The sequence below is a fragment of the Streptomyces sp. NPDC003035 genome, from assembly GCF_042888285.1.
GTDB lineage: Bacteria > Actinomycetota > Actinomycetes > Streptomycetales > Streptomycetaceae > Streptomyces.
The window spans coordinates 1-26,368 of record NZ_JBIAPJ010000012.1 but is presented as its reverse complement, the minus strand read 5'-3'; the positions used below and the strand labels follow the sequence as shown (position 1 = coordinate 26,368).

20 protein-coding genes and 1 pseudogene are annotated in these 26,368 nt (G+C 71.5%); 13 read left to right on the top strand and 8 right to left on the bottom strand.

Going from position 1 to position 26,368, the window contains the following annotated elements:
• Positions 1-36: 36 nt before the first annotated feature.
• Both hutH and ACFYV5_RS31440 read right to left on the bottom strand, forming a co-directional pair.
• Complete coding sequence (gene hutH, locus ACFYV5_RS31445) at positions 37-1,680, bottom strand: histidine ammonia-lyase (RefSeq protein ID WP_389174068.1); 1,644 nt, start codon at positions 1,678-1,680, stop codon at positions 37-39.
• Between the two features lie 314 nt (positions 1,681-1,994).
• Positions 1,995-3,209, bottom strand: a complete 1,215-nt coding sequence (locus ACFYV5_RS31440) for a methyltransferase domain-containing protein (RefSeq protein WP_389174065.1) — start codon at positions 3,207-3,209, stop codon at positions 1,995-1,997.
• Between the two features lie 725 nt (positions 3,210-3,934).
• Between ACFYV5_RS31440 and ACFYV5_RS31435 the strand changes: the two genes are divergently transcribed.
• The 3 genes from ACFYV5_RS31435 to ACFYV5_RS31425 all read left to right on the top strand — a co-directional run bounded on the left by ACFYV5_RS31435 (position 3,935) and on the right by ACFYV5_RS31425 (position 9,700).
• Positions 3,935-4,381 carry a subtilase-type protease inhibitor gene (locus ACFYV5_RS31435; RefSeq protein ID WP_355113932.1) on the top strand — a complete coding sequence of 149 codons (447 nt, stop codon included), beginning with the start codon at positions 3,935-3,937 and terminating at the stop codon, positions 4,379-4,381.
• A 201-nt stretch (positions 4,382-4,582) separates the two neighbouring features.
• Complete coding sequence (locus ACFYV5_RS31430) at positions 4,583-6,481, top strand: serine/threonine protein kinase (RefSeq protein WP_389174061.1); 1,899 nt, start codon at positions 4,583-4,585, stop codon at positions 6,479-6,481.
• A 543-nt stretch (positions 6,482-7,024) separates the two neighbouring features.
• Positions 7,025-9,700, top strand: a complete 2,676-nt coding sequence (locus ACFYV5_RS31425) for a hypothetical protein (protein ID WP_389174058.1) — start codon at positions 7,025-7,027, stop codon at positions 9,698-9,700.
• 1,031 nt (positions 9,701-10,731) lie between these two features.
• Here ACFYV5_RS31425 and ACFYV5_RS31420 read toward each other — a convergent pair.
• Positions 10,732-10,917 (bottom strand): hypothetical protein, encoded by a 186-nt coding sequence (locus tag ACFYV5_RS31420; protein WP_389174056.1) that lies wholly within the window; start codon positions 10,915-10,917, stop codon positions 10,732-10,734.
• A complete protein-coding gene (locus ACFYV5_RS31415) occupies positions 10,917-11,069 on the bottom strand; it encodes a hypothetical protein (RefSeq protein WP_389174053.1) in 153 nt (50 codons plus the stop codon). The genes ACFYV5_RS31420 and ACFYV5_RS31415 overlap by 1 nt, the downstream gene beginning before the upstream one ends.
• A gap of 88 nt (positions 11,070-11,157) precedes the next feature.
• Between ACFYV5_RS31415 and ACFYV5_RS31410 the strand changes: the two genes are divergently transcribed.
• Complete coding sequence (locus ACFYV5_RS31410) at positions 11,158-11,328, top strand: hypothetical protein (RefSeq protein WP_389174050.1); 171 nt, start codon at positions 11,158-11,160, stop codon at positions 11,326-11,328.
• A gap of 209 nt (positions 11,329-11,537) precedes the next feature.
• Here ACFYV5_RS31410 and ACFYV5_RS31405 read toward each other — a convergent pair whose 3' ends face one another.
• Positions 11,538-12,710, bottom strand: coding sequence for an aromatic acid exporter family protein (locus tag ACFYV5_RS31405; RefSeq protein ID WP_389174047.1), 1,173 nt, complete (start codon positions 12,708-12,710; stop codon positions 11,538-11,540).
• A gap of 344 nt (positions 12,711-13,054) precedes the next feature.
• Between ACFYV5_RS31405 and ppk2 the strand changes: the two genes are divergently transcribed.
• The 9 genes from ppk2 to ACFYV5_RS31360 all read left to right on the top strand — a co-directional run bounded on the left by ppk2 (position 13,055) and on the right by ACFYV5_RS31360 (position 23,657).
• The gene (gene ppk2, locus ACFYV5_RS31400) at positions 13,055-13,984 is read left to right on the top strand and encodes a polyphosphate kinase 2 (protein ID WP_389174541.1); all 930 of its coding nucleotides are present in this window, start codon (positions 13,055-13,057) and stop codon (positions 13,982-13,984) included.
• Between the two features lie 66 nt (positions 13,985-14,050).
• On the top strand, positions 14,051-14,242 hold the full coding sequence (locus ACFYV5_RS31395) for a hypothetical protein (RefSeq protein ID WP_389174044.1): 192 nt from the start codon (positions 14,051-14,053) through the stop codon (positions 14,240-14,242).
• A 293-nt stretch (positions 14,243-14,535) separates the two neighbouring features.
• Positions 14,536-15,639 carry a glutamate--cysteine ligase gene (locus tag ACFYV5_RS31390; RefSeq protein WP_389174041.1) on the top strand — a complete coding sequence of 368 codons (1,104 nt, stop codon included), beginning with the start codon at positions 14,536-14,538 and terminating at the stop codon, positions 15,637-15,639.
• A gap of 1,102 nt (positions 15,640-16,741) precedes the next feature.
• Positions 16,742-17,761, top strand: a complete 1,020-nt coding sequence (locus ACFYV5_RS31385) for an arabinan endo-1,5-alpha-L-arabinosidase (RefSeq protein WP_355113949.1) — start codon at positions 16,742-16,744, stop codon at positions 17,759-17,761.
• Positions 17,762-17,816: 55 nt separating this feature from the next.
• Positions 17,817-19,346 (top strand): alpha-N-arabinofuranosidase, encoded by a 1,530-nt coding sequence (locus ACFYV5_RS31380; protein WP_389174036.1) that lies wholly within the window; start codon positions 17,817-17,819, stop codon positions 19,344-19,346.
• A gap of 32 nt (positions 19,347-19,378) precedes the next feature.
• On the top strand, positions 19,379-20,731 hold the full coding sequence (locus ACFYV5_RS31375; RefSeq protein WP_389174034.1) for an extracellular solute-binding protein: 1,353 nt from the start codon (positions 19,379-19,381) through the stop codon (positions 20,729-20,731).
• Positions 20,728-21,693 carry a carbohydrate ABC transporter permease gene (locus tag ACFYV5_RS31370; protein WP_389174031.1) on the top strand — a complete coding sequence of 322 codons (966 nt, stop codon included), beginning with the start codon at positions 20,728-20,730 and terminating at the stop codon, positions 21,691-21,693. Before ACFYV5_RS31375 ends, ACFYV5_RS31370 begins: the two co-directional genes overlap by 4 nt.
• The gene (locus tag ACFYV5_RS31365; protein ID WP_355113957.1) at positions 21,690-22,574 is read left to right on the top strand and encodes a carbohydrate ABC transporter permease; all 885 of its coding nucleotides are present in this window, start codon (positions 21,690-21,692) and stop codon (positions 22,572-22,574) included. Before ACFYV5_RS31370 ends, ACFYV5_RS31365 begins: the two co-directional genes overlap by 4 nt.
• A 96-nt stretch (positions 22,575-22,670) precedes the next feature.
• On the top strand, positions 22,671-23,657 hold the full coding sequence (locus tag ACFYV5_RS31360) for an arabinan endo-1,5-alpha-L-arabinosidase (RefSeq protein WP_389174028.1): 987 nt from the start codon (positions 22,671-22,673) through the stop codon (positions 23,655-23,657).
• Positions 23,658-23,760: 103 nt separating this feature from the next.
• Here ACFYV5_RS31360 and ACFYV5_RS31355 read toward each other — a convergent pair whose 3' ends face one another.
• The 3 genes and pseudogenes from ACFYV5_RS31355 to ACFYV5_RS31345 form a co-directional block, all read right to left on the bottom strand.
• On the bottom strand, positions 23,761-24,852 hold the full coding sequence (locus tag ACFYV5_RS31355; RefSeq protein ID WP_389174025.1) for an aldose epimerase family protein: 1,092 nt from the start codon (positions 24,850-24,852) through the stop codon (positions 23,761-23,763).
• An 86-nt stretch (positions 24,853-24,938) separates the two neighbouring features.
• Positions 24,939-25,907 (bottom strand): hypothetical protein, encoded by a 969-nt coding sequence (locus tag ACFYV5_RS31350; RefSeq protein WP_389174022.1) that lies wholly within the window; start codon positions 25,905-25,907, stop codon positions 24,939-24,941.
• A gap of 270 nt (positions 25,908-26,177) precedes the next feature.
• A pseudogene (locus tag ACFYV5_RS31345) lies at positions 26,178-26,368 on the bottom strand (mandelate racemase/muconate lactonizing enzyme family protein); the annotation flags it as partial.

The following is a 26,368-nucleotide window of genomic DNA, read 5'->3' as shown; positions in this document are numbered from 1 at the left end:
CCGGTCACACCGGCACGACCAGGCCACCTGGCGGTGTCACGTGCGGGGGCCGGCGATGTGGTTCACGACCGTCTGCAGGGCGCGGCTGCGTACGAGTTCCGTCATCTTCTCCACGTCGGGTGTCATCCACCGGTCGTCCTTGAGGGGCGCGACGGTCTGGCGGATCCGGTGATGCAGCGCGGCGGTGCCGGTGCCCAAGGAGAGGCCGCGCATCTCTTTGCCGATCAGGTCGATTCCCTGGGCGTCCATCATGAGCAGGACGGCGAGGACGGTCTCGAAGCGGTCGAGGTTGTCGTGCAGGTTGCGTACGGAGGCCATGGCCATGGTGTTGTGGTCTTCCTGGCCGTCCTTCTCGGGCCGGGACAGCACCCCCGAGGGCGCGGCTCTGGTCTGCATCTCGGGGATGAGCGCGGCGGCTGTCGTCTGCGCCTGGACCATGCCGGAGTTGAGGCCGACCGGCGGGTGGGCGAGGTTGGCGGGAAGGCCGTAGCTCCACTTGTTCGACAGCAACCGGGCGGAGAGCTCGTGGGCGAGGACCGCGACGTCGGTGGCCTGGGCGTTGAGGGTGTCCACGGCGTGGCCGATCTGGGCACCGTCCCAGTTGCCGCCCATGACGAACTCGTAACCGCCGTCCGTCTTGGGGAACACCAGCGGATTGGACGTGGAGGCGTTGGCCTCGCGCTCGACGATCACGCGTGCTTCGCGCAGGGTCTGGCCGAGGGTGGCGGCGATGTGGGGAGCGGCCCGCACGGACACGGCGTCCTGCACGCGGGGGTGGTCCTCGCCCAGCCGCTTGCGTCCCTCGTCGGTCATCCACTGACTGCCTGCCAGCAGGGCCCGCAGCCGCGCGGCGAGGGCCTGCTGCTCGGGGATGCGCCGCTCGTCGTGAGTGCGAGCATCGAGGGAGCCCTGTTCCGCCCGGGTGGCCTCCATGAACAGGGCGAAGGCTCCTTCGAACTGCGACTCCAGGGAGGTCGCCCGGTCGATGGCATGGACGTAGCGGGCGGTCAACAGGCCGCTGCCGCTGATGAGGGGCAGCGCCTCGCCGGCCTGGAGCGGGAAGGACGGCTCCAGGCCGGCCCGCTTCAAGGTGGCGTACGCCGGTGCGGTACGGCCCTGGTAGCGGGCCGGGGCCTGCTCGCCGGTGATGACCAGACCTGCGGCGGCCATCGGCTGCAGGTCACCGGTTCCCAGGGAGCCGACCTGCGGGATGACCGGCGTGACACCGGCGTTCACCAGCGACAGCATTCGCTCGACCAGGGCCGGCCGTACGCCCATGGTGGCGCGAGCCATGGCGTTCGCCCGCAGCACCAGGGCGAGGCGTGCCTCACCGTCGGAGACGGCGGGGCCGGTGCCGGCCGCGTGGGAGCGCAGGATCCGGCGCTGGAACTCCTCCTGCTGGTCAGGCTCCAGCGGCTTGTCCTTCAACGGGCCCAGCGCCTGGTTCCAACCGTAGACGCGCTCCCCGGCCGCCAGGGCCTGCAAGGCACCGTCACGGGCACCCTGCATGCGCCGGGCCGCTCCATGGTCCAACCGCAGCGTCACCGGCTCGCCCCGCACGATGCGCAGCATGTCCTCCATCGACAAGGAGTCGCCGTCCAGCACCACCTGGTGCGTCGGCGCGGGCCGGGGAGTGGCGAGACCGGCTGACAGCACCTGCGCCGGGGGCGCCGGCGGCACCGGAACAGCGGCAGCCGACGGCGCGGCGCCCAAAGCAGAAAGCAGGACAACGGAGAGGCATGTCGCTCGAAGAGTCACGCCGGACAGATTTCATGATTGTCATACCGCGCCGTGCGTCAACACGGCCCCGTCGCGTCAACTTCGCCCGCTTGGCGGTGCGACGGCCGAGTGGCGGGCCACGAGAGGAAGGGCTGTTCCGTTGGTCGCCAAGGCCGTGGTGATCGTTCTGCCGGGACAGGCGGGGAAGGATGACGCACGCTGCGCCGATATCGACGCAGCTTCGGGTGCCGCTGGACCCCGAGCTGGAGGGGCGGTCATGGCATCTGCCGGGGGACGGTGGCGAGTGGCGGGAGCGACCAGTTCAGGGCCTCAGGCCCCGTGCCGGAGGTGACGGGCTGGACTCCGGTGCCGTCATGGAGGTCGACTTCGTACGTCTGCGGTCGGCCGGTCTCGACCCAGTGGGCGTGCACGTCCTCGAGTTCGGCCCACACGTCGCGCGGTCCGTGGACACGGACGGTGCCGTCGACGGGGCCGGCCACGGCCCAGGAGTCGTCCTCGGGGGCGACGATCGTCATCGTCTCCGCCTGGAAGTCCCGTACCAGGCCGGGAGCGAGGTAGGCGGCGGCGATCCAGAAGCCGTACGCGTCGTCCGCCGGTGGTGCGAGCCGGGTGGGCCGCGCCGTGCCGGGGTCGGCCTTGATCCGTGCGCGGTGATCCAGGGCGGTGAGCCACTGGTAGCCGAACATCGGTCGGTATCCCCGCGGCCGGCCCCGCAGAACGGCTGCGATCCGGCCCGTGCCGACGGTCCGGGTGACGAGGAGCTGTCCGGGCCAGCTCGGCGTTCGGGTGGCGAGCGTGGTCAGCAGCCGTCCGCCGGGCGCGAGCTGTTCCACCCACGCGGGAGGCACGCAGGGCACGCCGATGCCGGAGTGGATCCGGTCGTACGGCGCCCGGGCCTCGTGCCCTTCAAACGCGTCGCCCTCGATCACCACTGCGCCGACACCCAGCCGGTTGAGGTTCCGCTGCGCGAAGGCCGCCATGTGCGGGTCACGCTCTACGCCGGTGGCACGTCCGGGGCCGATGGTGGTGGCCGCGAGCGCGAGGGCGACGCCGGGGCCGGGCCCGAGCTCCAGATAGCGCTGGCCCGGCGCGAGCCCGAGGACCTGGAGGGTTTCGACGGTGGCGGGGGTGTAAGTGGACATGGAGGTCATGTGACCGCCGGTCACCTGCCCACGGGCGAGAGTGTCGAGGGGCTCGCCGTCGCGCTGGAGAAGGATCGACTCGTCGCTGTGGATCAGGTCGAGCCACTCCTCACGGTCGTCAGGGTGGGAGCCGTCGAGGAGGCGCCAGTCGATCGGATCCGCGCCCGGGCCACTGATTCTGACGTACGCGTGGGGGAGCAGCACCTCGCGGCGCACGCGGAGCAGGGCATCGCGCAGCAGCGGGGAGGTCAGGATGCCATCGGCCTTGAGACGGTCGACCATGGCGGCGCGCCGGCCGCTCGTCGCTGTATGGAGGTCAAAGGACACGAGGGCCCTCCTTCGCAGGTGAGGAGCGGGCATGGTGGTCAGGCGGCGGACCGGGGAGGCCCACAGCGGTCCTGCCGGAACGAGAGAGAGCATGGCGCCGGCACGTAGCGCCGCATAGACCGAGAAGGCGCCGGCATTCCGCCGATGGTCAGGGCGGCGACCGCCGCAGGTCGGTGACCAGCCAGACGGAGGTCCGCTGCGACCGGGACTGCAGCTGGGGTGGGCGCGGCTGCTGACGGAGGTACCGCTGCGTCGTTCCCGCTGCATCGTTCCCGCGGCGACGGCGACGGCGACGGCGACGGCGACAGCGACAGCGGCCGCGGTCCCGCCGCGCCGGCGAGGGCGATCACGCCGAGCCACATGGGTCCCGGCCGGGCGACCAGGAGCGGCATCCCGCACACGACGTAGCCCCGCGCCCTGACGCGCGACACGCCTCCGGAGCGGAGACTTCCGGTCGGCCAGGCGCTGCCGTAAGTACTCCAAGGAGGAACCATTTTCACGACTCCGCAGGTCAGGTGGTCGTTTCACCTTGAACCGCCCACGGCTCGCCCCGTGCCGGCCCCGCTTCGGGATGGATGCGCATACGCCCCGAGCTGCCCGAACGACCGATCGGTCAGTGGTTTATCCGTGTATACGGCCGGAAAGCGGCGGCGGATGTGCGATCACGGTGCGCGTCGACAAGACTCCATCCCGAAATCGCACCTCTATCCGAAAAGGAGTCATTCGTGCGTTACCTCCGTAAGACCCTCGGCGCCGTCGCCGTCGCCACCGGCCTCGCCTGTGTCGGCACGGCCACGGCGAGTACCGCGTACGCCGGGGCCGCGCAGCCGGCCTCCCTCTACTCGCCGTCGGCCCTCGTGCTCACGTTGGGCAAGGGTGAGGCCGCCGCGACGGCCACCGTCGAGCGGGCGGTGACCCTCGAGTGCGCGCCCGTCCCCGGAGGCAGCCATCCCTCTCCCGCCGCCGCCTGCGAGGAACTGGCGGGTGCCGACGGTGACCTGGGCCGGCTGACGGCCTTACCGGGCAGCCGCCCCTGCACCCGCGAGTGGGACCCGGTCACCGTCACCGGAGACGGCGTGTGGCAGGGCAAGCGCGTCAGCTGGTCGGCCACGTACGCGAACACGTGCGAGATGCGCACGCGGGTGGCCGAAAGCGCCGTCCTCTCGTTCTGAGCCTCCGTCCAGGCGACGGGGCCGCACTCCCGGCGCGTCGACACCAGGCCCCCACCCCAGGGTGGGGGCCTGCGCGCTGTACGGGTGTCGACCCTGGGTGACTTGAGCGGGCCGGTTCTTCGATACGCTCTCGCTCGACTCCGGGGCGTCGGCAGGGTGTCGGCGGCCCCCGGATCGCCGCTAGCAGGGGGATGATTCCAGATGAGCAATGTGCCTTCGGCCGACCTTTTCCAGCCTCTCCAGGGGGACGACCCGGCCGTTGTGGGCGGTTACCGCCTCGTGGCCGTGCTCGGCACGGGCGGCATGGGCAAGGTGTACCTCTCGTACACACCGGGCGGCCGGCCCATCGCCATCAAGGTGATCCGCCCCGAGTTCAGCGGCGACCCCGAGTTCCGGCGGCGCTTCCAGCAGGAGGTGCGGGCCGCGGAGAGAGTGCAGGGCCTGTACACGGCCCCCGTCATCGACTCGGACACCGACGGCTCGCAGCCCTGGCTGGCCACCGCCTACGTGCCGGGCCCGTCCCTCGCCCTCGCCGTGGCCCAGCACGGCGGACTGCCGCTACGGAGCGTGCTGCTGCTGACCGTCGGGGTCGCCGAGGCGCTCCACGTCATCCACGGCGCGGGCATCGTCCACCGCGACCTGAAGCCCGCCAACGTCCTGCTGGCCTCCGACGGCCCTCGCGTGATCGACTTCGGCATCGCCCGCGCGGCCGACACCACCTCCCTGACCAGCACCGGCGTCAGCGTCGGTACGCCCGCGTTCATGGCGCCCGAACAGGCGTCGGCCGGTACGGTCACGGCGGCCACGGACATCTTCGCGCTCGGCCAGATCGCGGCCTACGCGGCGATCGGCGCCCCCGCCTTCGGTGACGGCCCCTCACACGCCGTGCTCTACCGCATCGTGCACGAGGACCCCGACCTCAGCAGGCTCCCCGAGGAGCTGCGGCCCCTGGTGACGCGGTGCCTCAGCCGGGACCCGGCCGATCGGCCGGCCCTGACCGAGGTCATCGAGCTGTGCCACGCCGTCTCGCCCGTCCCGCTGCGCCAGGGCGAGGACTGGCTGCCCCAGGCGATCGCCGGTTCCATCACCGAGCGGCTGGTCCTGCCCGAGCCGGCGAAGACCCCGCCGCCGTCGGCGCCCGTCACGCAGCCGTCGGCCCCGACGCCACCGCCGACCGCGACGCCGACCGAGCGCTCCCCGCAGGCTCCGACGCCTCCGGGGGTCGGCCACGCGTACGCGCCCACCAGTGCCGGTGTGTCCCATGCGCCGACGCAGGCCGCTCCAGGCGTCCCCGGTGCGATGCCGCCCGGTGGGTACCCGGGCGCCCCCGGCATGATGCCGCCCCGAGCCCCCGGCACTCCTGGCGCTCCTGGCACTCCTGGCACGATGCCGCCCGGCTACCGCACCCCGGCGCCCGGCTACATGCAGCCGGGCTTCCACACGCCGCCCCCGTTCCACCCCGGCGGCTTCGCGCCCGCCCCACCGAAGCCCAAGCGGACGGGGCTGATCGTCGCCGGTGCCATCGCGGCAGGGGTGGTCGGCCTCGGGGTCATCGGAGCGTTGCTGCCCGACGACCCCAAGGGCAGGAACTCCGCGTCATCCAGCGGCAGTACGAGCGCGGGCGCTTCGAGCGGTTCGAGCGGCTCCTCGGGGAAGGCGCAGCCGAGGACCGACCCGAAGCCCGTGTCGTACAAGAACGTCGACGTGACGGGGAACTACTACCTCATGCTCGCCGACAACCCGCCGCGCCCGGCCGAGGACACCGGGGGCGGTGTGGCCTACGGCCACGGGGACGTGTACTACTACCACGACTCCATGTTCGGAGACGACAGGCTCGGCACGGCCAACGGGAAGCTGGTCCTGCTGAACAACACGCAGAAGGGCTCCTTGGAGACCTGCCGCAGCGAGACGCGCTTCACCGAGAAGATCGGCCTCGACCAACTGACGAACGGCTCGCAGGTCTGCGTCCTCAGCGACGCGGGCCACATCGCGGTCGCGACCTACCGCGGCAAGTCCGGCGCGAAGGACCCGAGCACGTACATCACCGTCGACCTCACGATCTGGCGCAACGCCGAGGACCCGAAGGAGAGCTCCTCGTAGATCGGGTGGCCGGGCCGCGCCGCTGCTTGAGTTTGTCGAGAGGCATTGACAGACCAGCAGCGGCTCGGTCTAACCTCCGAGCTGTACTGCGCCAAAGGAGCGAACACCCACGGGGTCATACGGGTGTGGCTCTCACCGGGGGGAACGTTTGTATGGCGATGTGTGCTGCCCTGACTGCAGCTGCGGCAAGTCGACACCGGAAGCGGCATCACACGGAACGCGCTGCCCAGGCCGACCGGGGCAGCCGCCGATACGCGCGCTGAACGGGCGCCAGGCATCTGCCTCCCGTACGACGGCCGCTGATGTGACGTCGCATGGTCGGCAGTGGACTGCCCGTACGGGGAAGCCGAGTAGCTGAGCCTGGAGAAGGCCGCACTCGGCTGCCCGAGCCGATGACATCAACCGGACACACGCATGGCCGCGCAGGTGACCCCCCGTCGGCCTGACACGCGACGTGCTTCACCTCACCGGCCAGTCATCCTCTTCCGTTCCCTTGAAGTGCCCATGACGAAGAGTCAGATCTCGACAGAGAAGGAAGGCACGATGCTCAGACAGAGGCTGAAGTCGGCGCTCACCGCGCTGACCAGCATCTTGATGACCGGCGGGCTGGTGGCAATGACGCCACAGGTCGCGCAGGCCGATCCGCCGCCCCTGCCCCTCCCGGTCTCCTGCGGACCGAGCGCCTGGCACGTGAGCAAGCACTACGAGGACTTCAAGGCGTCCGACGGGCCCTGGCGTGTGGCGCCCGGCGACAACCTCGAGGTGACCGTCACCAAGTCCGACACCGTCGAGCTCAGCACCCAGTTCACGGCCGGCATGTCGGTCGATTACCTCGTCGCCAAGGTCAACGCCGAGATCCAGATCGGCGCGAAGGCCTCCATGACGAGCTCGGTGGGTCTGAAGACCAACACCGTGTCCCCGTCCCACGAGATCACCTACGTCTCCTACGGCATTTTCACCGAGCGCGTCTTCCTGACGCGCACGTGGTCCCCGGCCGGGTGCAACGCCGGCATGGAGCACTTCGTGGGCCACGAATCCGCGCTCTGGGTGCACCTGCCCAAGAGCGAGGGCTTCAAGAAGGTCACGCAGGGCACGGGGCGGGGCGGCGGCGCGGCGCCCGGTCCGACCAACCCGCCCGCCCCTCCGCAGCCGCAGCCGGTGACCTCGGTCCACGGCCTGGCGGACGGCACGATCCTGCACACCACGGACACCCGGCGCATCTACAAGATGGTCGGCGGCGCGCCGGTCTGGCAGGCCACGTGTGACGGCGGGATCTGCGACTCCACGCCCCGTCCCACCTACCAGTCGGTCATCGACGCCGGTCCGAAGACCCCGCGCAACGGCTCGTCGGCCATCGACCAGCGCGGCCGCGTGTACATCTTCGCCGGAGGCGCGCCCCTGCACCAGTCGCACTGCAACTCCCCGGTGAACTGCGGCCGTCCGCCCAAGATCTCCGACTGGTCGGTCGACGCCCGTGACCACATGAACCGGGTGCCCTCCGACGGGACCCTGGTGCAGGGCTGGAACGGCGGCAACGGGACGCCCGTCGCGCAGGTCGTCGGCGGGGCACGTATCAACTTCGCCTCGCCGCAGGAGGTCATCGACACCGGTCACGGCACGGACTGGCCCTCCAAGGTCGTCATCGTGTCGGACTACTCGTTCAACTCCCTCGGCACGGTCCCGGCGGACGGCACGCTCGTCCAGGGCACGGGCGGCGGCTCCTCGACGCCGGTCGCCATGTTCGTGGCCGGGTCGCGGATCAACTTCTTCTCACCCGAGGAAGTGGTCGAGACCGGATACGGGACCAACTGGCGTGAGAAGGTGCGCGCGATCCCGAGCCGCGCGTTCAACGAGTTCCACGCCGACATCCCGCCGGACGGCTCGCTCATCCAGGGCATCGCCAACGGCGTGCCGACGCCGGTGGCGATGATGCTCGGCGGCGCCCGGATCAACTTCGCCTCCCCACAGGAGGTCATCGACGCCGGCTTCGGCACCGACTGGGCGAGCAAGGTCCGCACGGTCCCGGCGCGCGCGTTCACCATGATCCGGGCCGACGTGCCCGACGACGGCATCCTGATCCAGGGCACCGGCGGCAGTACGCCGGTCGCCGCGATGATCGGAGGTGCGCGGGTCAACTTCGCCTCGCCGCAGGAGGTCATCGACTCCGGCTTCGGTACGGACTGGGCGTCGAAGGTCCGCCCGCTTCCTGGCCGGGCGTTCGGCCTCATCCCGGACCGCATCGCGGACGGCACGCGCGTGAAGAAGGCCGGCAGCAGTTCGCAGGCGGGCATCGTCGGGCGGGCGAAGGTGCCGTTCATGTCGATGGACGAACTGATCGCCTGTGGGTTCGGCGAGAAGCGGATGTGGACCATCCCCGACCGCGTGTGGGACGCGCTCCCGACCAGGATCGCGGACGGCACCCGTATCGCCAAGAGCGGGTCGCCCTCCGAGGCTGCGGTGGTCGGCGGTGCCAGGGTCGACTTCCACACGGAGGCCGAACGCAACGACGCCGGTTACGGAACCAAAGCTCGCCAGGTCATCCCCGTCCGGGTGTGGGACGCCATGACGACCAGGATCGCGGACGGCACCCGTATCGCCAAGAGCGGGTGGTCGTCGGAGGCTGCGGTGGTCGGCGGTGCCAGGGTCGACTTCCATACGGAGGCCGAACGCAACGACGCCGGTTACGGAACCAAAGCTCGCCAGGTCGTCCCCGTCCGGGTGTGGGACGGCATGACGACCAGGATCGCGGACGGTACCCGTATCGCGAAGAGTGGGGCCACGTCGGAGGCTGCGGTGGTCGGCGGAGCACGCGTCGACTTCCACTCCATGGACGAACTCCAGGCCGCCGGGTACGGCGCCAAGCCGCGCCAGGTCGTCCCCGTGCGGGTGTGGGATGCCATGACGACCAAGATCGCGGACGGTACCCGGATCAAGGACGCCGGTTCGCTGAGCCAGGCGGCGGTCGTGGGCGGGGCGAAGGTCCCGTTCCACAGCATGGAGGAGCTGACGGCCAGCGGGTATGCGGACGTTCCCATGCAGGTGGTGCCGAACCGTGTCTGGCAGTCGCTGCCCGCGGAGTTCGCCGACGGCACCCGCCTGAAGTCCCCCGATTCGCCGGCCGTCTGGTTGATCACCGAAGGCCGGCGAACCCCGACGGGCGTGGCCACCGGGGTGTGGACGGTTCCGCAACGGGTGATCGACGCCGTACCTCTGGCCTGACCCGGTGCGCTGACACCGCACGCTCACACGGAGGCCGCTCGGGACCCCCCGGGCGGCCTTCCGCCGTCCGGAATTCGTAGCGGCTCTCCGCGTCCGGCGGCAGACCGCCAAGGCGGGGTCGATGGCATGCACGAGTTCGCGGCCGGGATGCCCCAGGCCATCCTTTCCCATCGCGGTTTTTCATGGGAGCCGGTAGGGCCGCGCGTGCAACAGATGACGCCCCCGGTGGACAACTCCACCGGGGGCGGTGGGCAACACGGACCGCCGGCCCCGCCCAGCGCCTCCAGCACTCGGCATAGCCCCCGCTGGGTACATGGCAGCACACTCAGCTCGCCATCCGGCCGACCATATGATCATCGACATGATTCATCCCGTCTCGGGCCGCCCGACACGGAGACACTTGATCTCCGCCCTGGCGCTCACACTGCTGGTGACCGCCTGCTGGTACGCAGTACAGCCGGTTTACCCAGACTGCGTATTCTTCGGCACCTCCATCGAGCATGCAGTTGAATCGGGCCAATGCCCTCCGTCCCACATGCGATGGAGGACATGGATCAGATAAGGCGGGGACCCTTCGCTTGATAACGGGCAGCACAATCCTTCTTGCTGCCCAGAGCTCCTTCGGGTGCCTCAACGCCGTTCACCCGCAGCGGCCTCAGCGTCAGGCCGCGACGCCGCGCAATCGCGACCGCAGCGTATGCGGCGACTGGATGGGCGCGCCTTGGACTGGATCTGGACAGAACCCCGGTCAGGATCGGGCACCTGGAAAGACGACTTCGGCAAGACAGCGACCGCCGTCCGGTTGTCGATTGGTAGAAGCCCGACCGGCCGGTCGGAGACCACCTGGGAACGCGACCGGGGCCGGCGGCTTTACCCGCACCACGCACGGCTGCTCCTGCCACTCCTGCGTTCCACGGCCGTGGTGGCAGCCAGCGCGATGGCGTAGTACGAGGCCGATACGCCGAGTACACCCAGCGGATCACGGGCGAGACGAGGCGCATCCTCGAACGCGGGACCGGGGGCCGGCCGGTTCAGTTCATCGGCATGCCGATGCCCGGCAGCCACAGCCGGCCGGGGTCGTTGACCGTCAGCTCCCAGGCCACCAGCTCGTCCGGGCAGACGGAACCACGGCCGCGGACGTCGGCGACCAACAGCCGGGCCGCCGGGCCGCCGGCCTCGCCGCCGAGGGGTCCTCGTCCGCGAGCACCGCCCGCCATCACCCGCCGTCGCGCACCTGCCGGTCCTGCTCCCGCATGGTCTCCTCCAGACCCGGCTCCTCGGCCGTGGTCCGGTGGTCCACATCAGTGACAGCCGCCCCCCGGTCCTGGCTGTACCCCGGTCGCAGATGCTGCGGCCAGTCGCCCGGCACCTGCACAAGCCCAGCAGGCGCCGGCTCCATGTGCGTGCGGGCCGACGGCAGACGGGGTGGGGGTACGGTGCCTGCTGAGGGGGCTGCCATGCATGATCAGGACTGGGACGACGACGCCGCATACAAGTCAGCTGTGAGACGCACACGGATCACGATGGCCATCGCGTTGGTGGTGACCCTGTTGGTGGTCGGGATCGGGGCTGTCGCCGTCTTCGGCACATTGCTGTTCGTAGACCTCGTGGAGGTTCTCAGCCGGTAGCCGTGGACCGACCACGGTCCAGGGAGTCCGACAGCCAGGCCGCCCGCCTGCGCACCCCGCAGAAGGAGGGTCCGGGCGTCCGCGACGTGGTCGTCGAGGCGGCCGAGACCAGGATCGGACCGGCCCCGAAGGTGTGGCCCGGCCGATACGGGGCACGCGAAGGGCAGGCCCCGCCGCGCATCCCCCCGTCGCGGCGGGGTCTCGCCGTGTCAGCGGTCGGGTCCGCGCCTGGTCGGCCTCGTGCCGAGGGCCTGGCCTCGGGCATGTGCCTGGGCTCGCGGTGCTTCCGCGGTCGAGACCGCGGCCAGAGCCTGGCGGCCCCAGCGCAGCTCGGCCAGCAGGCGTGACGCGTCGGTGAGGAGTGTGCCTTGCAGTGTGGGGGCGGGCGGGCGGGCTTCCGGGGCCGTCAGTTCCTGCCGTTCGAGCGTGCCGAGTTCGTTGTCCGCCGCGTCGAGCATCTCGGTGAGGCGGTCGTCGCCGGTGGGCGACGGCTTGCCCAGCTCCTCCATCACGGTGGACGCCCGCCGCAACAGCGAGCCGAGGCCGGAGCGGAAAGTGCCGGGCAGGGTGTCGAGCTCCTCGTCCGCCAGGGCGAAGTCCAGCGTCCGGGTCAAGGAGCGGAGGTGATCCAGGCAGCGCTGGGCGACCGTGAGCGCCTCACGAGCCCGGGGAAGGGCCTGGGCATCCCCGTCGAAGCTCCGGCGGGGGTTCAGCTTCGCGTTCTCCTCCTCGACGTCGATGCTCCCGCGAATGCGATCGCAGTCGGCGGACAGCCCGCGCCAGTCCTGGCGCCACTGCCGAACCTGCTCGGCGTCGGGAGCGCTCGCCGCGAAGGCGCCGGCCAGGTCTTCGGTACGCCGGCTCAGACCGTCGTAGAGGTGGGCGACGTCCTGCTGCCGGTGGCTCGTGCGCCGTGCTGGAGCGAGCGCGAGGTGGGCGGCCAGTCCGCAGAGGGCGCCCAGGACCACGGAGACGGCGAGGTGGCCGATGTAGTCGATCCGTCCTTCACCGGAAGAGAAGGCGAAGAGCCCCACGACGGCGACCTGGATGCCCTGCTGTCCCAGACGGCGTACCCGACCGATCCGTAGAGCGATCAAGGTGAGGAGCGCGAGGGTCCACGCGTGCAGGCCGAGGGTGGCTGCCACTGCGGCGGCGAGCGTGGCCCCCAGGGACATCGCCAGCAGGTACTGGACGGATTCCCGGAAGGAGCGGTAGACCGTGGCCTGCACCGCCACCAGCGCGGTGAAGGGCGCGAAGGTGGAGACCGTCGGGGGCAGGAAGTGGTGGGCCAGCATCCATGCGACCGTGGCGGCGACGACGGTCTTCCCCGTGAGCAGCAGATCGTCCCGCTCGCTTCCCGACGACCGTACGGCACGCCGCACGTAGGCGACTCTCTCAGCGGCCGCAGCCCACACCTTTTCCGGCACCTTGCCGCGCCTGGACACGATGGATCACCTCCTGGGGGCCGTCTGCCCCGCTGACCGGGCCCGACGCACATCCGCCCGTAACGGGATCAACGCCGTCGGCGAGGGTTGGCGTGCCGGACCTAGGGCACCGGCAGGTAGCAGGACAGCGACGGGGGCAGGTGGGTGAGGTGACCGACGCGAGCGCGGCGGGCGGCGTGAAGCCGGAGGTCGAGGTCGACGACGTCGAGGAAAGCGAGGTCGACGCGAGCGAGGTCAAGGACGGCGAGGCCGGCGAGGCCGCGGCCGGGGAGCGGCAGGACCTGTTGAACGGTCTGAGCGTGGACGCGAGCCGGCCCGAGCAGCCCGTCCTGCTCAGCGCCGCCGGCGAACCGATCCGTACCTGGCAGGAGAACTACCCCTACGACCGGAAGGTACGGCGGGGCGAGTACGAGCGGGCCAAGCGGATCCTCCAGATCGAGATGCTCAAGCTGCAACGCTGGGCCAAGGAGACCGGTGCCCGGCTGATCGTGGTGTGCGAGGGCCGGGACGCCGCCGGCAAGGGCGGCACGATCCAGCGGTTCACCGAGCGGCTCAACCCGCGCGGCGCCCGGATCGTGGCCCTGGACAAGCCGACCGAGCGGGAAGCGGGGCAGTGGTACTTCCAGCGCTATGTGGCTCATCTGCCGGCTCCCGGGGAGATCGTGTTCTTCGACCGCTCCTGGTACAACCGGGCGGGCGTGGAGCGGGTGATGGGCTTCTGCACCGACGAGGAGTACGCACTGTTCCTGCACCAGTGCCCGCTGTTCGAGCGCATGCTGGTCGAGGACGGCGTCCACCTGTTGAAGTTCTGGTTCTCCGTCTCCCGCTCCGAGCAGCGCACCCGCTTCGCGATCCGCCAGGTGGACCCGGTACGGCAGTGGAAGCTCTCTCCCACCGACCTGGCTTCGCTCGATCTCTGGGACGACTACACCGCCGCCAAGGTCGCCATGTTCCGGGCGACGGACACCGCACACGCGCCGTGGACGGTGGTCAAGAGCAACGACAAACGGCGGGCCCGTCTGGAGGCCATGCGCAGCCTGCTGTCGCGCTTCGACTACGCGAACAAGGACCTGGCCGCCGTGGGCGAGCCTGATCCGCTCATCGTCGGCGCGGCCGACACCCTGCTCGAACCCGGCGAGGAGACCTCCGCTCTTTCCCCCACGCCTCTGGCCCCGCGCCGCCAGGGCCCTGGAGAACACCCGGAAAGCTGACAGCCACGGCCCGCCCGGCCGACGGGGCCGGAGGCGCGCCGGCGGCCGTAGGCGTCCCGACAGAGCATGACGATCCCCGGGGCGACGACGCCGTCGGTCCGATCGCACAGTCTCGCCATCCGGGGCGGCCAGCTCGACGGACCGGGTACCGGGCCGGGTGGGGAGGCACTGATCGACGGCGTGGGCGTGGCCGAGCGGCTCGGCGGCGGGCCGGCGGGGAGGGTCACCGGGTGGGACTCGGTGGCCGCCACGAGGTGAGCCGGCGCGACGTCGGACGCCGCCCCCCCCACGGCGGCTCCACGACCCGTCGGGCCGCAGTCGTCCATGCGGGTCGCCACAGCCCGCCCGCTCGGAGACCGGATCCGCGGCCGCACGCCGCCTCACCCTCGCCGTACGGATGGCCGGCGGCTCCACCGACCGGCGCACCAAGCGCCCGTACGGCCTTGCCGAAGGCGTCATCCGCGCTGTCCCGGGCATACGCATGACCTGCGGCCTCACCAGGTCCGGGGCCGGGTCGGTCGGGCGTGGCCCCGTGTCGTACAGGAGCTTTCATGCGCACCGTAGGAGTCGAAGAGGAGCTGCTGCTCGTCAGCGCCACGACCGGCGAACCGCTCGCGGTGTCGCCGGCGGTGCTGGCGGCGGAGGCGGTCAGCGGTGACGGGGAGGAACAGGGCGCATTCGAGAAGGAGCTGCACCAGGAGCAGCTGGAGTTCGCCACCCGCCCCCTGAGCGACATGCGCGAACTGCGCGACGAGATCGTCCGCCTGCGCGGGGCGGCGGCGCGTCACGCCGCCGAGGCGGGCGCCCGGGTCGCGGCCCTGGCGACCTCGCCGTTGCCGGTGGAGCCGTCACGGAACCTCGGCCGCAGGTACCGGTGGATGGCGGAGCAGTTCGCCCTCACCACGCAGGAGCAGCTCACCTGCGGTTGCCATGTCCACGTCTCCGTGGAGTCCGACGAGGAGGGCGTCGCCGTCCTGGACCGGATCCGGCCCTGGCTGTACCTGTTGAACGCGATCAGCGGCAACTCGCCGTTCTGGGACGGCCAGGACAGCGGGTACAGCAGCTACCGCAGCCGGGTCTGGAACCGGTGGCCGTCCGCCGGGCCGTACGAACCGTTCGGCAGCGCGAAGGGTTACCACGAGCGGGTGCGCGACATGCTGGCGACCGGGGTCCTGCGCGACACGGGGATGGTCTACTTCGATGCCCGGCTCTCGCACAGCTACCCGACGGTGGAGATCCGTGTCGCCGACGTCTGCCTGGAGGCGGACACCACCGTGCTGGTGGCCACCCTGGCGCGGGGGCTCGTGGAGACCGCCGCCCGCGCCTGGCGCGACGGTGAACCGCCCGCCCGGATCCCGGCCGGACTGCTGCGGCTGGCGTCCTGGCGGGCCGCCCGCTCCGGACTCCAGGGGCCGCTCCTCGACCCCCGCACCCTGCGCGAGACGCCCGCCGAAGCGGCCCTGGACGCCCTGCTGGAGTACACCGACGCGGCCCTGCGCGACTGCGGAGACCGAGATGGGGCCCACCGTGCCCTGACAGCCCTTCTCGCGCGTGGCGGCGGAGCCCAGCGTCAGCGCGAGCTCCACCGCGGCGGATGCGATCTGCGCGAGGTCGTGCAGGAGTGCGTACGGATCACGGCCGGTGAGGCCGCCTGACCGCGTCGGGTCCGACGCGATCGGGTCATCGGCGACAAGGGCTACCGCTCGAAATCGATGCGCACGTGGCTCCGCCGGCAAGGCGTCGCCCACGCGATTCCCGGGCGGCTCGACCAGGGACGAGGTCCCGCAACCGAGCCCGGCGGGGGAGACGAGGCGGCCGCCCGGCGGCTTCGACCGCGAGGTTCACAGGCGCCGCAACGTGGTGGGACGGTGGTTCAACCGCTTGAAGCGTGACGAGGCATCACCACCTGGTAGACGTAGGTCGTGTCAGGAGAGTCAGGGCAGCCGGAGACGTAGGCGGGCGAGGGAGACCAGGGCCTGGTAGTGGCGAGCACGCTTGTCGTAGCGGGTGGCCAAGGGGCCTCGGTACGGCGCAGCTCGGTGACGGGCCCACCCAGGACGCGGCCGGGCGCCGGCTCCTCTCCGGGTCGACGTCCGCGGTTCGCTCGTGCGCACGGACGACCCGGTGACCGGGCATCGGGACGTGCTCGCCACGGAGCAGCACGCCGGAGCCGCCTGACCCCGCGTCGGCGGCAGGTCCGCTTTCCGCCGTGGTGCCGGACGGCAGCCTGTGGGCGGGGGCCATGGGTGACGACGAGCCCCCGGGCGGCGCACAGTTGACCGTCTGGGGGGCGGACGGCGATGTGCGCGTGATGCCGGTCGGTGTCACCGGGGGCTCGCCGGACAGGCTCGCCGTCGCCGTCGACGGGTGTGTCCGGGTGGCCCCGAGACGGTGCGGCGCTGCGTCGCTACACGCCGCAGGGTGCGCTCGGCGGGGGTGGTCGCCCTGCCGGTACGGCGTCCCACGGCGTGCGCCTTCGGTGGGTCGGCCTCGACGGCCTCTATGTCAGCAGGGCGACGGTCGGGCCGACCGACCAACAGTCGCTCTCCACCGGAGAGTTGAAGCCGGAGTCAGGGCGTATAAGTCCTTCGCGTTCGGGATCCCGAACCATGTTCGGGATATCCGTCTGAACCATTGACGGCATGTTTCCGGCCGTCTACCTTCGCCATTCGAAGTGACGACCAGCGTTCGAAATGCCGAACGCCTGGGCGTGAGTCCCACACCCCGTCCACTTCCTCGTCGAAGGAGGCCCCACCCATGCCCGTTGGCCGCTCCGCCACACGTGGCGCCGTACGCCGCGTCACGACGCTCCTCGCCGCGGGGGCCACTGTCCTCGTCTGCCTCGCCCCCACCGGGAGCGCGGCCGAGACACCCTCCGCGCCCGCCGTCGCCGAACCGCTGCCCGTCACCGGCGACACCGTCGTCCACGACCCCGCGGCGATCCGGCTCAAGGACGGCACCTACGTCGTCTATTCGACGCACGGCGGCATCGAGGCGCGCACCTCCCGGGACGGGCGGCACTGGGAGCGCGCCGGGTCGGCGTTCACCGCCCTCCCCGACTGGTGGCGCGCCTACTCGGCGGAGAGTGACCCCTGGGCGCCCGAGATCGTCCATCGCAAGGGCCGGTACTGGCTGTACTACGCGGTCTCCTCCTTCGGCTCCAACCACTCCGCCATCGGCCTCGCCACCTCGGCCACCGGCCGCCCCGGCACCTGGACCGATCACGGGAAGATCTTCGCGACCACCACCACCGACTCGTACAACGCCATCGACCCCGGCATCGTCGAGGGCGGCGGCAGGCTCTGGATGTCCTTCGGCTCCTACTGGACCGGGATCCGCATGGTCGAGCTCGACGGCCGCACCGGCCGGCCGGTGACCGGCGGAACCGTGCACCACCTGGCCACGCGGCCGGACGCGCCCTATGCGGTCGAGGCGCCGTACATCGTCCGCCGCGGCGGCCACTACTTCCTCTTCGTCTCCTACGACCGCTGCTGCGCGGGCACCGAGTCCACGTACAACATCCGCGTCGGCCGGTCCACCTCGCCGACCGGCCCCTACACCGACCGCGACGGCACGCCGATGACCAGCGGCGGCGGCGACCTCCTGCTGGCCGGGCACGGCAAGTACCTCGGGCCCGGCGGCCAGTCGGTGCTGCGTGACCGGGGCCGCGACACCCTCGTCCACCACTACTACGACGCCGAGGACGGCGGCACCCCGAAGCTCGGCCTCACCCCGCTCTCCTGGGACGCCGACGGCTGGCCCACGGTCACCCGCTGACCGGCGGGCCCGCCGGCTTCACCGTCCCCCACACCCGCACCTTCGAAAGGAAGCCATGTCCCCGACCCCGGACCGCGCCGCGCGCTTCACCCTCGACCCGGCCTTCACCGTCGGCGAGGTGAACCCCCGTCTGTTCGGCTCGTTTGTCGAGCACCTGGGCCGCTGCGTCTACACCGGCGTCTTCGAACCCGGTCACCCCACGGCCGACGAGGCGGGCCTGCGCACCGACGTCCTCGCCCTCGTGCGCGAGCTCGGTGTGACCGCCATCCGCTACCCCGGCGGCAACTTCGTCTCCGGCTACCGGTGGGAGGACTCCGTCGGCCCCGTCGAGGACCGGCCCCGCCGCCTCGACCTCGCCTGGCGCTCCACCGAGACCAACCGTTTCGGGCTGAGCGAGTTCATGGCCTTCCTGAAGAAGGCCGGCCCCGAGGCCGAGCCGATGATGGCCGTCAACCTCGGCACCCGCGGGGTGGCGGAGGCGATCGAGCTCCAGGAGTACGCCAACCACCCCTCCGGCACCGCCCTCTCCGATCTGCGGATCGCCCACGGGGACAAGGAGCCGTACGGCATCCGGCTGTGGTGCCTGGGCAACGAGATGGACGGCCCCTGGCAGACCGGCCACAAGACTCCCGAGGAGTACGGCCGGATCGCCGCCGAGACCGCGCGCGCCATGCGGCAGATCGACCCGGACATCGAGCTCGTCGCCTGCGGCTCGTCCAGCCAGGCCATGGAGACCTTCGCCGCGTGGGAGGCGAAGGTGCTGGAGGAGACGTACGACCTCGTCGACCACATCTCCCTGCACGCCTACTACGAGGAGAAGGACGGCGACCGCGACTCCTTCCTGGCGTCCGCCGTGGACATGGAGTCGTTCATCGAGAACGTGGTCGCGACCTGTGACCACGTGGGCGCCCGGCTGAAGTCGAAGAAGAGGATCAACCTCTCCTTCGACGAATGGAACGTCTGGTACCAGAGCCGTTTCGAGGCGGAGGCCCGGGCCAACCCGCTCGACTGGCCGGAAGCCCCGCGTCTGCTGGAGGACAACTACTCCGTCACCGACGCCGTCGTCTTCGGCTCGCTGCTCATCGCCCTGCTGCGGCACGCCGACCGGGTCACCGTCGCCTGCCTCGCCCAACTCGTCAACGTCATCGCGCCGATCATGACCGAACCGGGGGGTCCGGCCTGGCGGCAGACCACCTTCCACCCCTTCGCGCAGGCGTCACGGTACGGCCGCGGCCAGGTGCTCGACGTACGCGTCGACTCGCCCACATACGCCACCGCGGCCTACGGCGACGTGCCGCTGCTGCACGCGACGGCGGTCCGCGACCCGCGTACCGGCGCCGTCACCGTCTTCGCGGTCAACCGCGACCAGCACCGGCCCCTGCCCCTGCGCGTCGCGCTCAGCGGTCTGCACCTCACCGAGATCGTCGAGCACTCCGTCCTCGCCGACGACGATCCCGAGGCGCGCAACACGCTCGACGAGCCGGAGCGCGTCACGCCCCACGCCGGCAAGGGCGCGGAGCTGGCCGACGGCACCCTCACCACCGCACTCGAACCCCTGTCCTGGACCATGATCCGCCTGGCCTGACGGCCTCCCACACCCCGGGAAGACGAGCCGCTATGCATCCATCCCACCCCAGCCGGCGCCGTGTGCTCGCCGGCTCGCTGGGCGCCCTCGCCGCCACCGGCGCCACCGGTGTCGTCGGGTCTCTGGCCGCGGGCTGCGCGGCGCCCACGGCCGCCGCGTCCGGCCGCACCCACCTGCGCTTCTGGCACCTGTTCGGCGGCGGCGACGGCGTCAACATGCAGACCATGCTGAGCGCCTTCCGCGCCGCCCACCCGGACATCGAGCTGGAGGCGACCACGCTCCAGTGGGGTGCTCCCTACTACACCAAGCTCGGCATGGCGGGCGCCGGCGGACGGGCGCCGGAACTCGCCGCACTCCACATGGCCCGGCTCGCCGGGTTCGGCCCCGGCCGGCTGCTCGACCCCTTCGACCCTGACCTGCTCGCCGAGGCGGGCGTACACCCGAAGGACTTCCCCCCGGACCTGTGGCGGCGCGGGCAGATCGCCGGCAGACAGTACGCGATCCCCCTCGACACCCATCCGATGGTGCTCTACTACCAGACCGAACTGTGCCGCAAGGCCGGGCTTATGGACGGCGACCGGCTCAAACCGCTCGATGGAGTGGAGCGGTTCACCGACGCGCTGCGCGCCGTCAAGAAGGTCACCGGGGCCCCCGCCCTCGTCACCGAGACGCTGGGGCCCGACTGCATCACCCCCTGGCGGCTGTTCTCCACCTTCTACTCGCAGACCGGCGGCACGGTGCTCTCGCCCGACGGCAAGCGCCTCGCGCTGGACGACGCCAAGGCCCTGCGCGTACTGGAGTTCATGGCGTCCCTCGTGGAGGAGGGACTCTGGGTCCGCCGCGCCGACTACGGCGCCTCCGTGGGCATCTTCGACCAGGGCCGTACGGCGTTCCACCTGAACGGCGGCTGGGAGGTGACCACCTTCCGCACCGGTGGCACCGCCTTCTCGATGACCCGGGTCCCCGCCCTGTTCGGGCCGAGGGCCACCGCGCAGGCCGACTCCCACGCCCTCGTCCTGCCGCACCGGCGCCACCGCGACGCGGCCACGGACCGGGCGGCCTGCACCTTCGTCGCCTGGATGCTCAAGCACTCCGCGGAGTGGGCGGCCGGCGGGCACGTCCCCGCCTATCTGCCCGTTCTCGACGACCCCGCCTACCTCGCGCTCGAACCGCAGTCGGCCTACCGCGCCGTGATCAACGACGTGGTCCTCGACGAACCGGCCTGGTTCGCCGGTTCCGCCTCCCGGATGTGGATCGAACTCGGCGAGGTGTTCTCCACCCTGCTCACCGGTTCCCGCACGCCACGCGCCGCGCTCACCGAGGCCAAGCAGCGGCTCGGCCGGCTTCTCGACACCCGCAACCCGCTTCCCGGAGTCGCGTCATGACCACCCTCACGCCCACCGCCGCCCCGGCGCCGAAGGCGGCCGGAACCGGCCGCGCGGCCGGCGCGGCGCGACCGGTGGCCGTCCGGCGCCGATGGACCGAACACGGCCTCGTCTTCGTCGCCCCCTTCCTCCTCGTCTACGGGCTGTTCCTCGTGTGGCCGCTGATCAGCGGCCTCGGCATGAGTGTGACCAGCGAGAACATCACCGGCACCGGCGCGGACTTCGTCGGGCTCGACAACTACGCGGAGGCGATCGCCGATCCGCAGATGTGGTCCTCGCTGGGGAACACCGTCTGGTTCACCGTGCTCTCCACGGTTCCGCTCGTGGTCGTCGGCCTGGTCCTCGCCCTGCTGGCCCACCAGTTGAGGGTGGTGCAGTGGCTGTGGCGGCTGAGCTGGTTCGCGCCCTTCCTGCTGCCCTCCGGCGTCGTCTGCCTGCTCTTCGCCCAGATGATCTTCCCGCCGGACTTCGGTCTCGCCGACCAGCTTCTCGCGTCCGCCGGCCTGGAGCCCGGCATCGGCTGGCTGAGCGACGCCCGCTACGCCATGCTCGCCATCGTCCTGACCACCGTGTGGTGGACGGTCGGCTTCAACTTCCTGCTGTACCTCGCGGCCCTCCAGGCCGTACCGCAGCATCTGTACGAGGCGGCCGAGCTCGACGGCGCCGGCGCGTGGCAGCGGCTGTGGCACATCACCCTGCCCCTGCTGCGGCGCACCACCGGCCTCGTCGTCGTCCTCCAGGTACTGGCCTCGCTGAAGATCTTCGACCAGGTCTACCTGATGACCGGCGGCGGCCCCGACGACTCCACCCGGCCGATCCTGCAGTACGTCTACCAGCACGGCTTCACCGGCTACCGGATCGGCTACGCCTCCGCCGTCTCGTACATCTTCTTCGCCCTCATCCTGATCGTCTCCCTGGTCCAGCCGTGGCTGGCCCGGCGCAAAGAGGAGGCCGGCAAGTGAGCTTCGCCGTCGCCCGTGACCGTACCGGACCGCCCCGCCCCGCCGAGGGCAGGCGGCCCCGCTGGACCGGGGGCCGGGTGGCGCTGCTCGCCGCCGCGCTGCTGCTCGCGGCCGCCTGGCTGCTGCCGCTGCTCTGGGCCGTGGCCACCTCCCTCAAGCCGGAGGGGGAGACGACCGGCACACCGCTCCAGTGGATCGGCTCGCGCATCACCTTCGAGGCGTACGCGAAGGTGTGGGAGTCGGGCACGCTGCTGCGCTGGACCGTCAACTCGTTCGTCGTCTCCGGGCTCACCACCCTGCTCACCGTGGTCACGTGCGCCATGGCGGCCTACGGCTTCACCCGCACGGACTTCCGCGGACGCAAACTGCTGTACGGACTGGTCCTCGCCGGGATCATGGTGCCGCCCCAGGTGCTCATCGCCCCCCTCTTCACGCAGATGGTGCGCATGGGCCTGGTCGACACCTACTGGGGGGTGATCCTGCCTCAGGTCGCCGTGCCCGCCATGGTGTTCATCCTGGTGAAGTTCTTCGAGGGGGTGCCCCGCGAACTGGAGGAGGCCGCCTTCGTCGACGGCGCCGGCCGCTGGCGGGTCTTCTGGACCATCGTCATGCCGCTCTCCCGGCCCGTCCTCGCGGCGGTCGCCATTTTCACCTTCATCTCCACCTGGAACAACTTCCTGTGGCCGTTCCTCGTGACGACGGACCCGAACGGAATGACCCTGCCCGTGGGGCTCGTCAACGTGCAGTCCGGCTTCGGGGTCCGGTACGCCCAGATCATGGCCTCGCTCGTGATCGCGGGCCTGCCGCTGCTGATCGTCTTCATGCTGTTCCAGCGCCAGATCGTGCGCGGGATCGCGCACACCGGCCTGGCCGGCCAGTGACCGGAGGAGCACACCAGTAACCCCAAAAGCACGCCGGTAACCCGAGGAGCACACCAGTAACCCCAAGAGCACGCCGTCGACCCGAGGAGTACGCCGATGAGCCGCATCGCGCCCCGCCTCCGCCGCAGACTCTCCGTCCCGCTCGCCGCCACCGCCGCGGCGATCCTGGCCCTCGTCCCCCAGACCGCCACCGCCTACCCGAACCCCGGGCACGTGACCGGCGACATCGCCGTCCACGACCCGACGATGATCCGTGACGCCACCGGCCGCTACCTCCTCGCTTCCACCGGCCAGGGCCTCCAGCTCCGCACCTCGGCCGACCGGATCGCCTTCGCCCGGGCCGGTGACGCCTTCGCCGTGAAGCCCGCCTGGTGGAGCGGGTACTCCTCGGTGCCCGAGGCGTGGGCCCCGGACATGACGTACCGGGACGGCCGGTACGTCATGTACTACTCCGTCTCCAGCTTCGGCTCCCAGAACTCCGCCATCGGGCTCGCCACCTCCACCACCGGGCAGCCCGGAACCTGGACCGACCTGGGCATCGTGCTGTCCTCGGGCTCCGGCGACGACTACAACGCCATCGACCCGAACCTCTTCGTCGACGACGACGGCAGTTGGTGGCTCTCGTTCGGCTCCTGGTGGAGCGGGATCAAGCTCGTCCGCCTCGACCCGGCGACCGGCCGGCGGCACGCGAGCGACACCGCCGTCCGCGCGCTCGCCGCCCGCCCCGACCGCCAGGGCATCGAGGCGCCGTCCCTCGTCAAGCGCAACGGCGTCTACTTCCTGTTCGCGTCCTACGACCGGTGCTGCGCGGGCACGTCCTCCACGTACAAGATCAAGGTGGGCCGGGCCACCCGGATCACCGGCCCCTACCTCGACCGGGCGGGCGTGCCCATGACGGACGGCGGGGGCACCCTCGTCCTCGAATCCCACGGCCGGGTCGTCGGCCCGGGCGGCCAGTCGGTCCTCAAGGACAGCGACGGCCATCTGCTCGTCTATCACTACTACGACGGCCAGGACGCGGGCCGCGCCAAGCTCGGGGTCAACCTGCTCGGCTGGTCCGGCGGCTGGCCGTCGGCCTACTGACGGCACAGACCCATCGACGGCACAGACCTGCTGACGGCACAGGAAGGGCCCGCGCCTCCGGGGGAGGGCGCGGGCCCGTCGCGTCGCCCCGGGCGGGGCGTGGTCACTCCGCGGTGAAGGAGTGCACCGTCGAGGAGCGGTAGGTCCGGCCGGGCCGTAGGACCGTGCTCGGGAACGCGGGCCGGTTGGGGGAGTCGGGGAAGCGCTGGGTCTCCAGGCACAGGCCGTCGCGATCGCGGTAGGCGCGGCCACCGGTGCCCGTCGGCAGGCCGTCGAGAACGTTGCCGGAGTAGAACTGGACGCCGGGCTCGGTCGTCGCGACCCGCAGGACGCGGCCGGACCCGGGGTCCCGGAGCGTGGCGGCGTGGCCGGGTCGGTCGGTGGTCCCCTTGTCGAGCACCCAGTTGTGGTCGTAGCCCCGGCCGTGCAGGAGCTGGGGATCGGCGGCGTCGATGTCCGCGCCGACCGCCTTGGGCCGGCGGAAGTCGAAGGGTGTGCCGGCGACCGGCGCCAGGTCGCCGGTGGGGATCAGCCCCGGACCCACGGGCGTGATGCGGGAGCCCGGGAGCGTCAGCTCGTGGTCGTGGACGGAGCCGGCGGTCTCGCCGGCGAGGTTCCAGTAGACGTGGCTGGTGAGGTTCACGACCGTGGGCCGGTCGGTGTCGGCCTCGTAGTCGATGCGCCAGTCGCCGTCGGCGGTGAGTGTGTAGACGACGCGCACCCGGAGCGTGCCGGGGAAGCCCATCTCGCCGTCGGGACTGGTGCGGGTGAGCACCACGCCGACGTCGGTGCCGTCGGTGAATCCCCGGACCTCCCACACCCGCTTGTCGAATCCCCGGGCGCCGCCGTGCAGACCGTGCGTGCCCTCCGCGGCGGTGATGTGGTGGACCGTACCGTCCAGCTCGAACCGCCCCCCGGCGATCCGGTTGCCGTACCGGCCGATGAGGGCGCCGAAGTACGGACTCGACGCGACGTAGTCGTCGAGCCGGGCGAAGCCCAGCGACACGTTGGCGTACCGGCCGTCCCGGTCGGGGACCTCCAGGGACTGGACGACGCCTCCGTAGCTGAGCACCGTCATGCGCGTGGAGCCGTTCTCCAGCGACCAGCGGTGCACCTCGGTGCCGTCGGGGAGGCGGCCGAAGGGCTGCGGGGAGGGCTCGACGGGGTGGGTGCGGTGGTGGTTGTACGTCGTCATGGGGGCATCCGGTTCGAAGAGGTGACCAGGTCGGGTCGGTCGTCAGCGGTCGTCGGCGGTCGTCGGCGATCGTCGGTCGGTCGTGGTCAGCCGTCGGAGGGGAATCGGCGCAGCGCACCGGGGAGGCGCGAACCGGGCGGCGACATGGCCTCGTCCGCCCCGTGCCGGGCCAGCAGGTCCAGGACGAGCCGGCCGCGCCGGACCCGCTCCCGCGCGGTGCTCAGGACCGCCTCCCGCAGATGCGCACCCGACGGGTAGAGCGCCGGGGCCTTCGCGAGACCGAACTTCAGGTACAGCGGCGCGCCGCGGCGGATCAGCTCGGCCACCTCGTACATCCGGACGTAGCCGCCGAGGTCGTCCGGCGCCTCGACGTACATGTCCATCGGGGCCGCGCTCACCCGGCGGATCTCCGTGAGCTGGTCGAGCGTCAGGTCGCTGGGCACGTTGACCGAGTCGGCACCGAGCCGTTCGTGGACGGCGTACGCGGCCGGGTTGACCGGTCCGATGAGCGCCGACACCTTGAGCGTGGTGTCCGCCGGGAGCAGTCCCGCCGTCCGCGCCCGGTGCAGGGTCCACAGGACGCCCTCGTCGGCCACCAGGAGGCACTTCACGCCGAGTTCGGTGGCCCGGACGGCGTCCTCCACGCAGCCGGCGACGGCGGCGTGCCCGCGGGCACGCGGACCGCCGCCCCGGGAGTCGGTACGGGTGGAGGCGCCGATGTCCCAGGTGCCGCGCGGGCCGGTGAAGAGGCACAGCTCGACGGAGTGCTCCGCGGCCGCCTTCACCATCTCGGCGATCTCGTCGTCGGTGAGCATCCAGACGCCGCTGCCCTGGCTGACGCGGTGGACGGGCACGGCGAGCCGTTCGGCCTCACGGAGGACTGTGTCGAGCGCCTCGGGCCCCTCGACGGAGGGGATCTCGGTGCGCCACCTCCCTCCGTCGGGGAAGGTGTGCGTGGACGCGTCGTCGGGGGAGAGCGGCGCGGCCGCCAGGCCGAGCGGGCCGAGGATCTGCTCGCCCGGCCGGCGGCGAGGGGTGGCGGGGGAGTGGGACACGGGTACTCCTTGGCTCTTCATGAGGTCGGGCTGTTCGTCTGCCGAACTCGGTTCTCCTAGTGGTGGGGCAGGACCTTGCCGACGCGGGGGCAGCCGCTGCCGACGAACTCGTCGAGCGTCAGCCGGTGCGCGACCGGCGGAAGAGGGGCAGGACCCCAGCGGCGAACACCGGGGCGGGCCCCGACGACCACGCACTCGGCGGCCGGGGGAGGTACGCCGTGAGGCGGAAGGGGCCGGGCGCGTCGAGGACGACGGCCCGGCCGCCGGTGTTCACCTGGCGTCACCGGAGGGCCTGCGCTGCTCCCATCCCTCGGCCCAGAGGTCGAAGTGCGCCCGCTGCTGGGGGAATTGCGCGGCGGCGTCGGTGTCCAGCTCGACGCCGAGTCCGGGCGCGTGCGAGAGAGGGAAGCAGCCGGTCTCCGGGTCGATCTCGGGGGCGCCGGTCACGATCTTCTTGATCT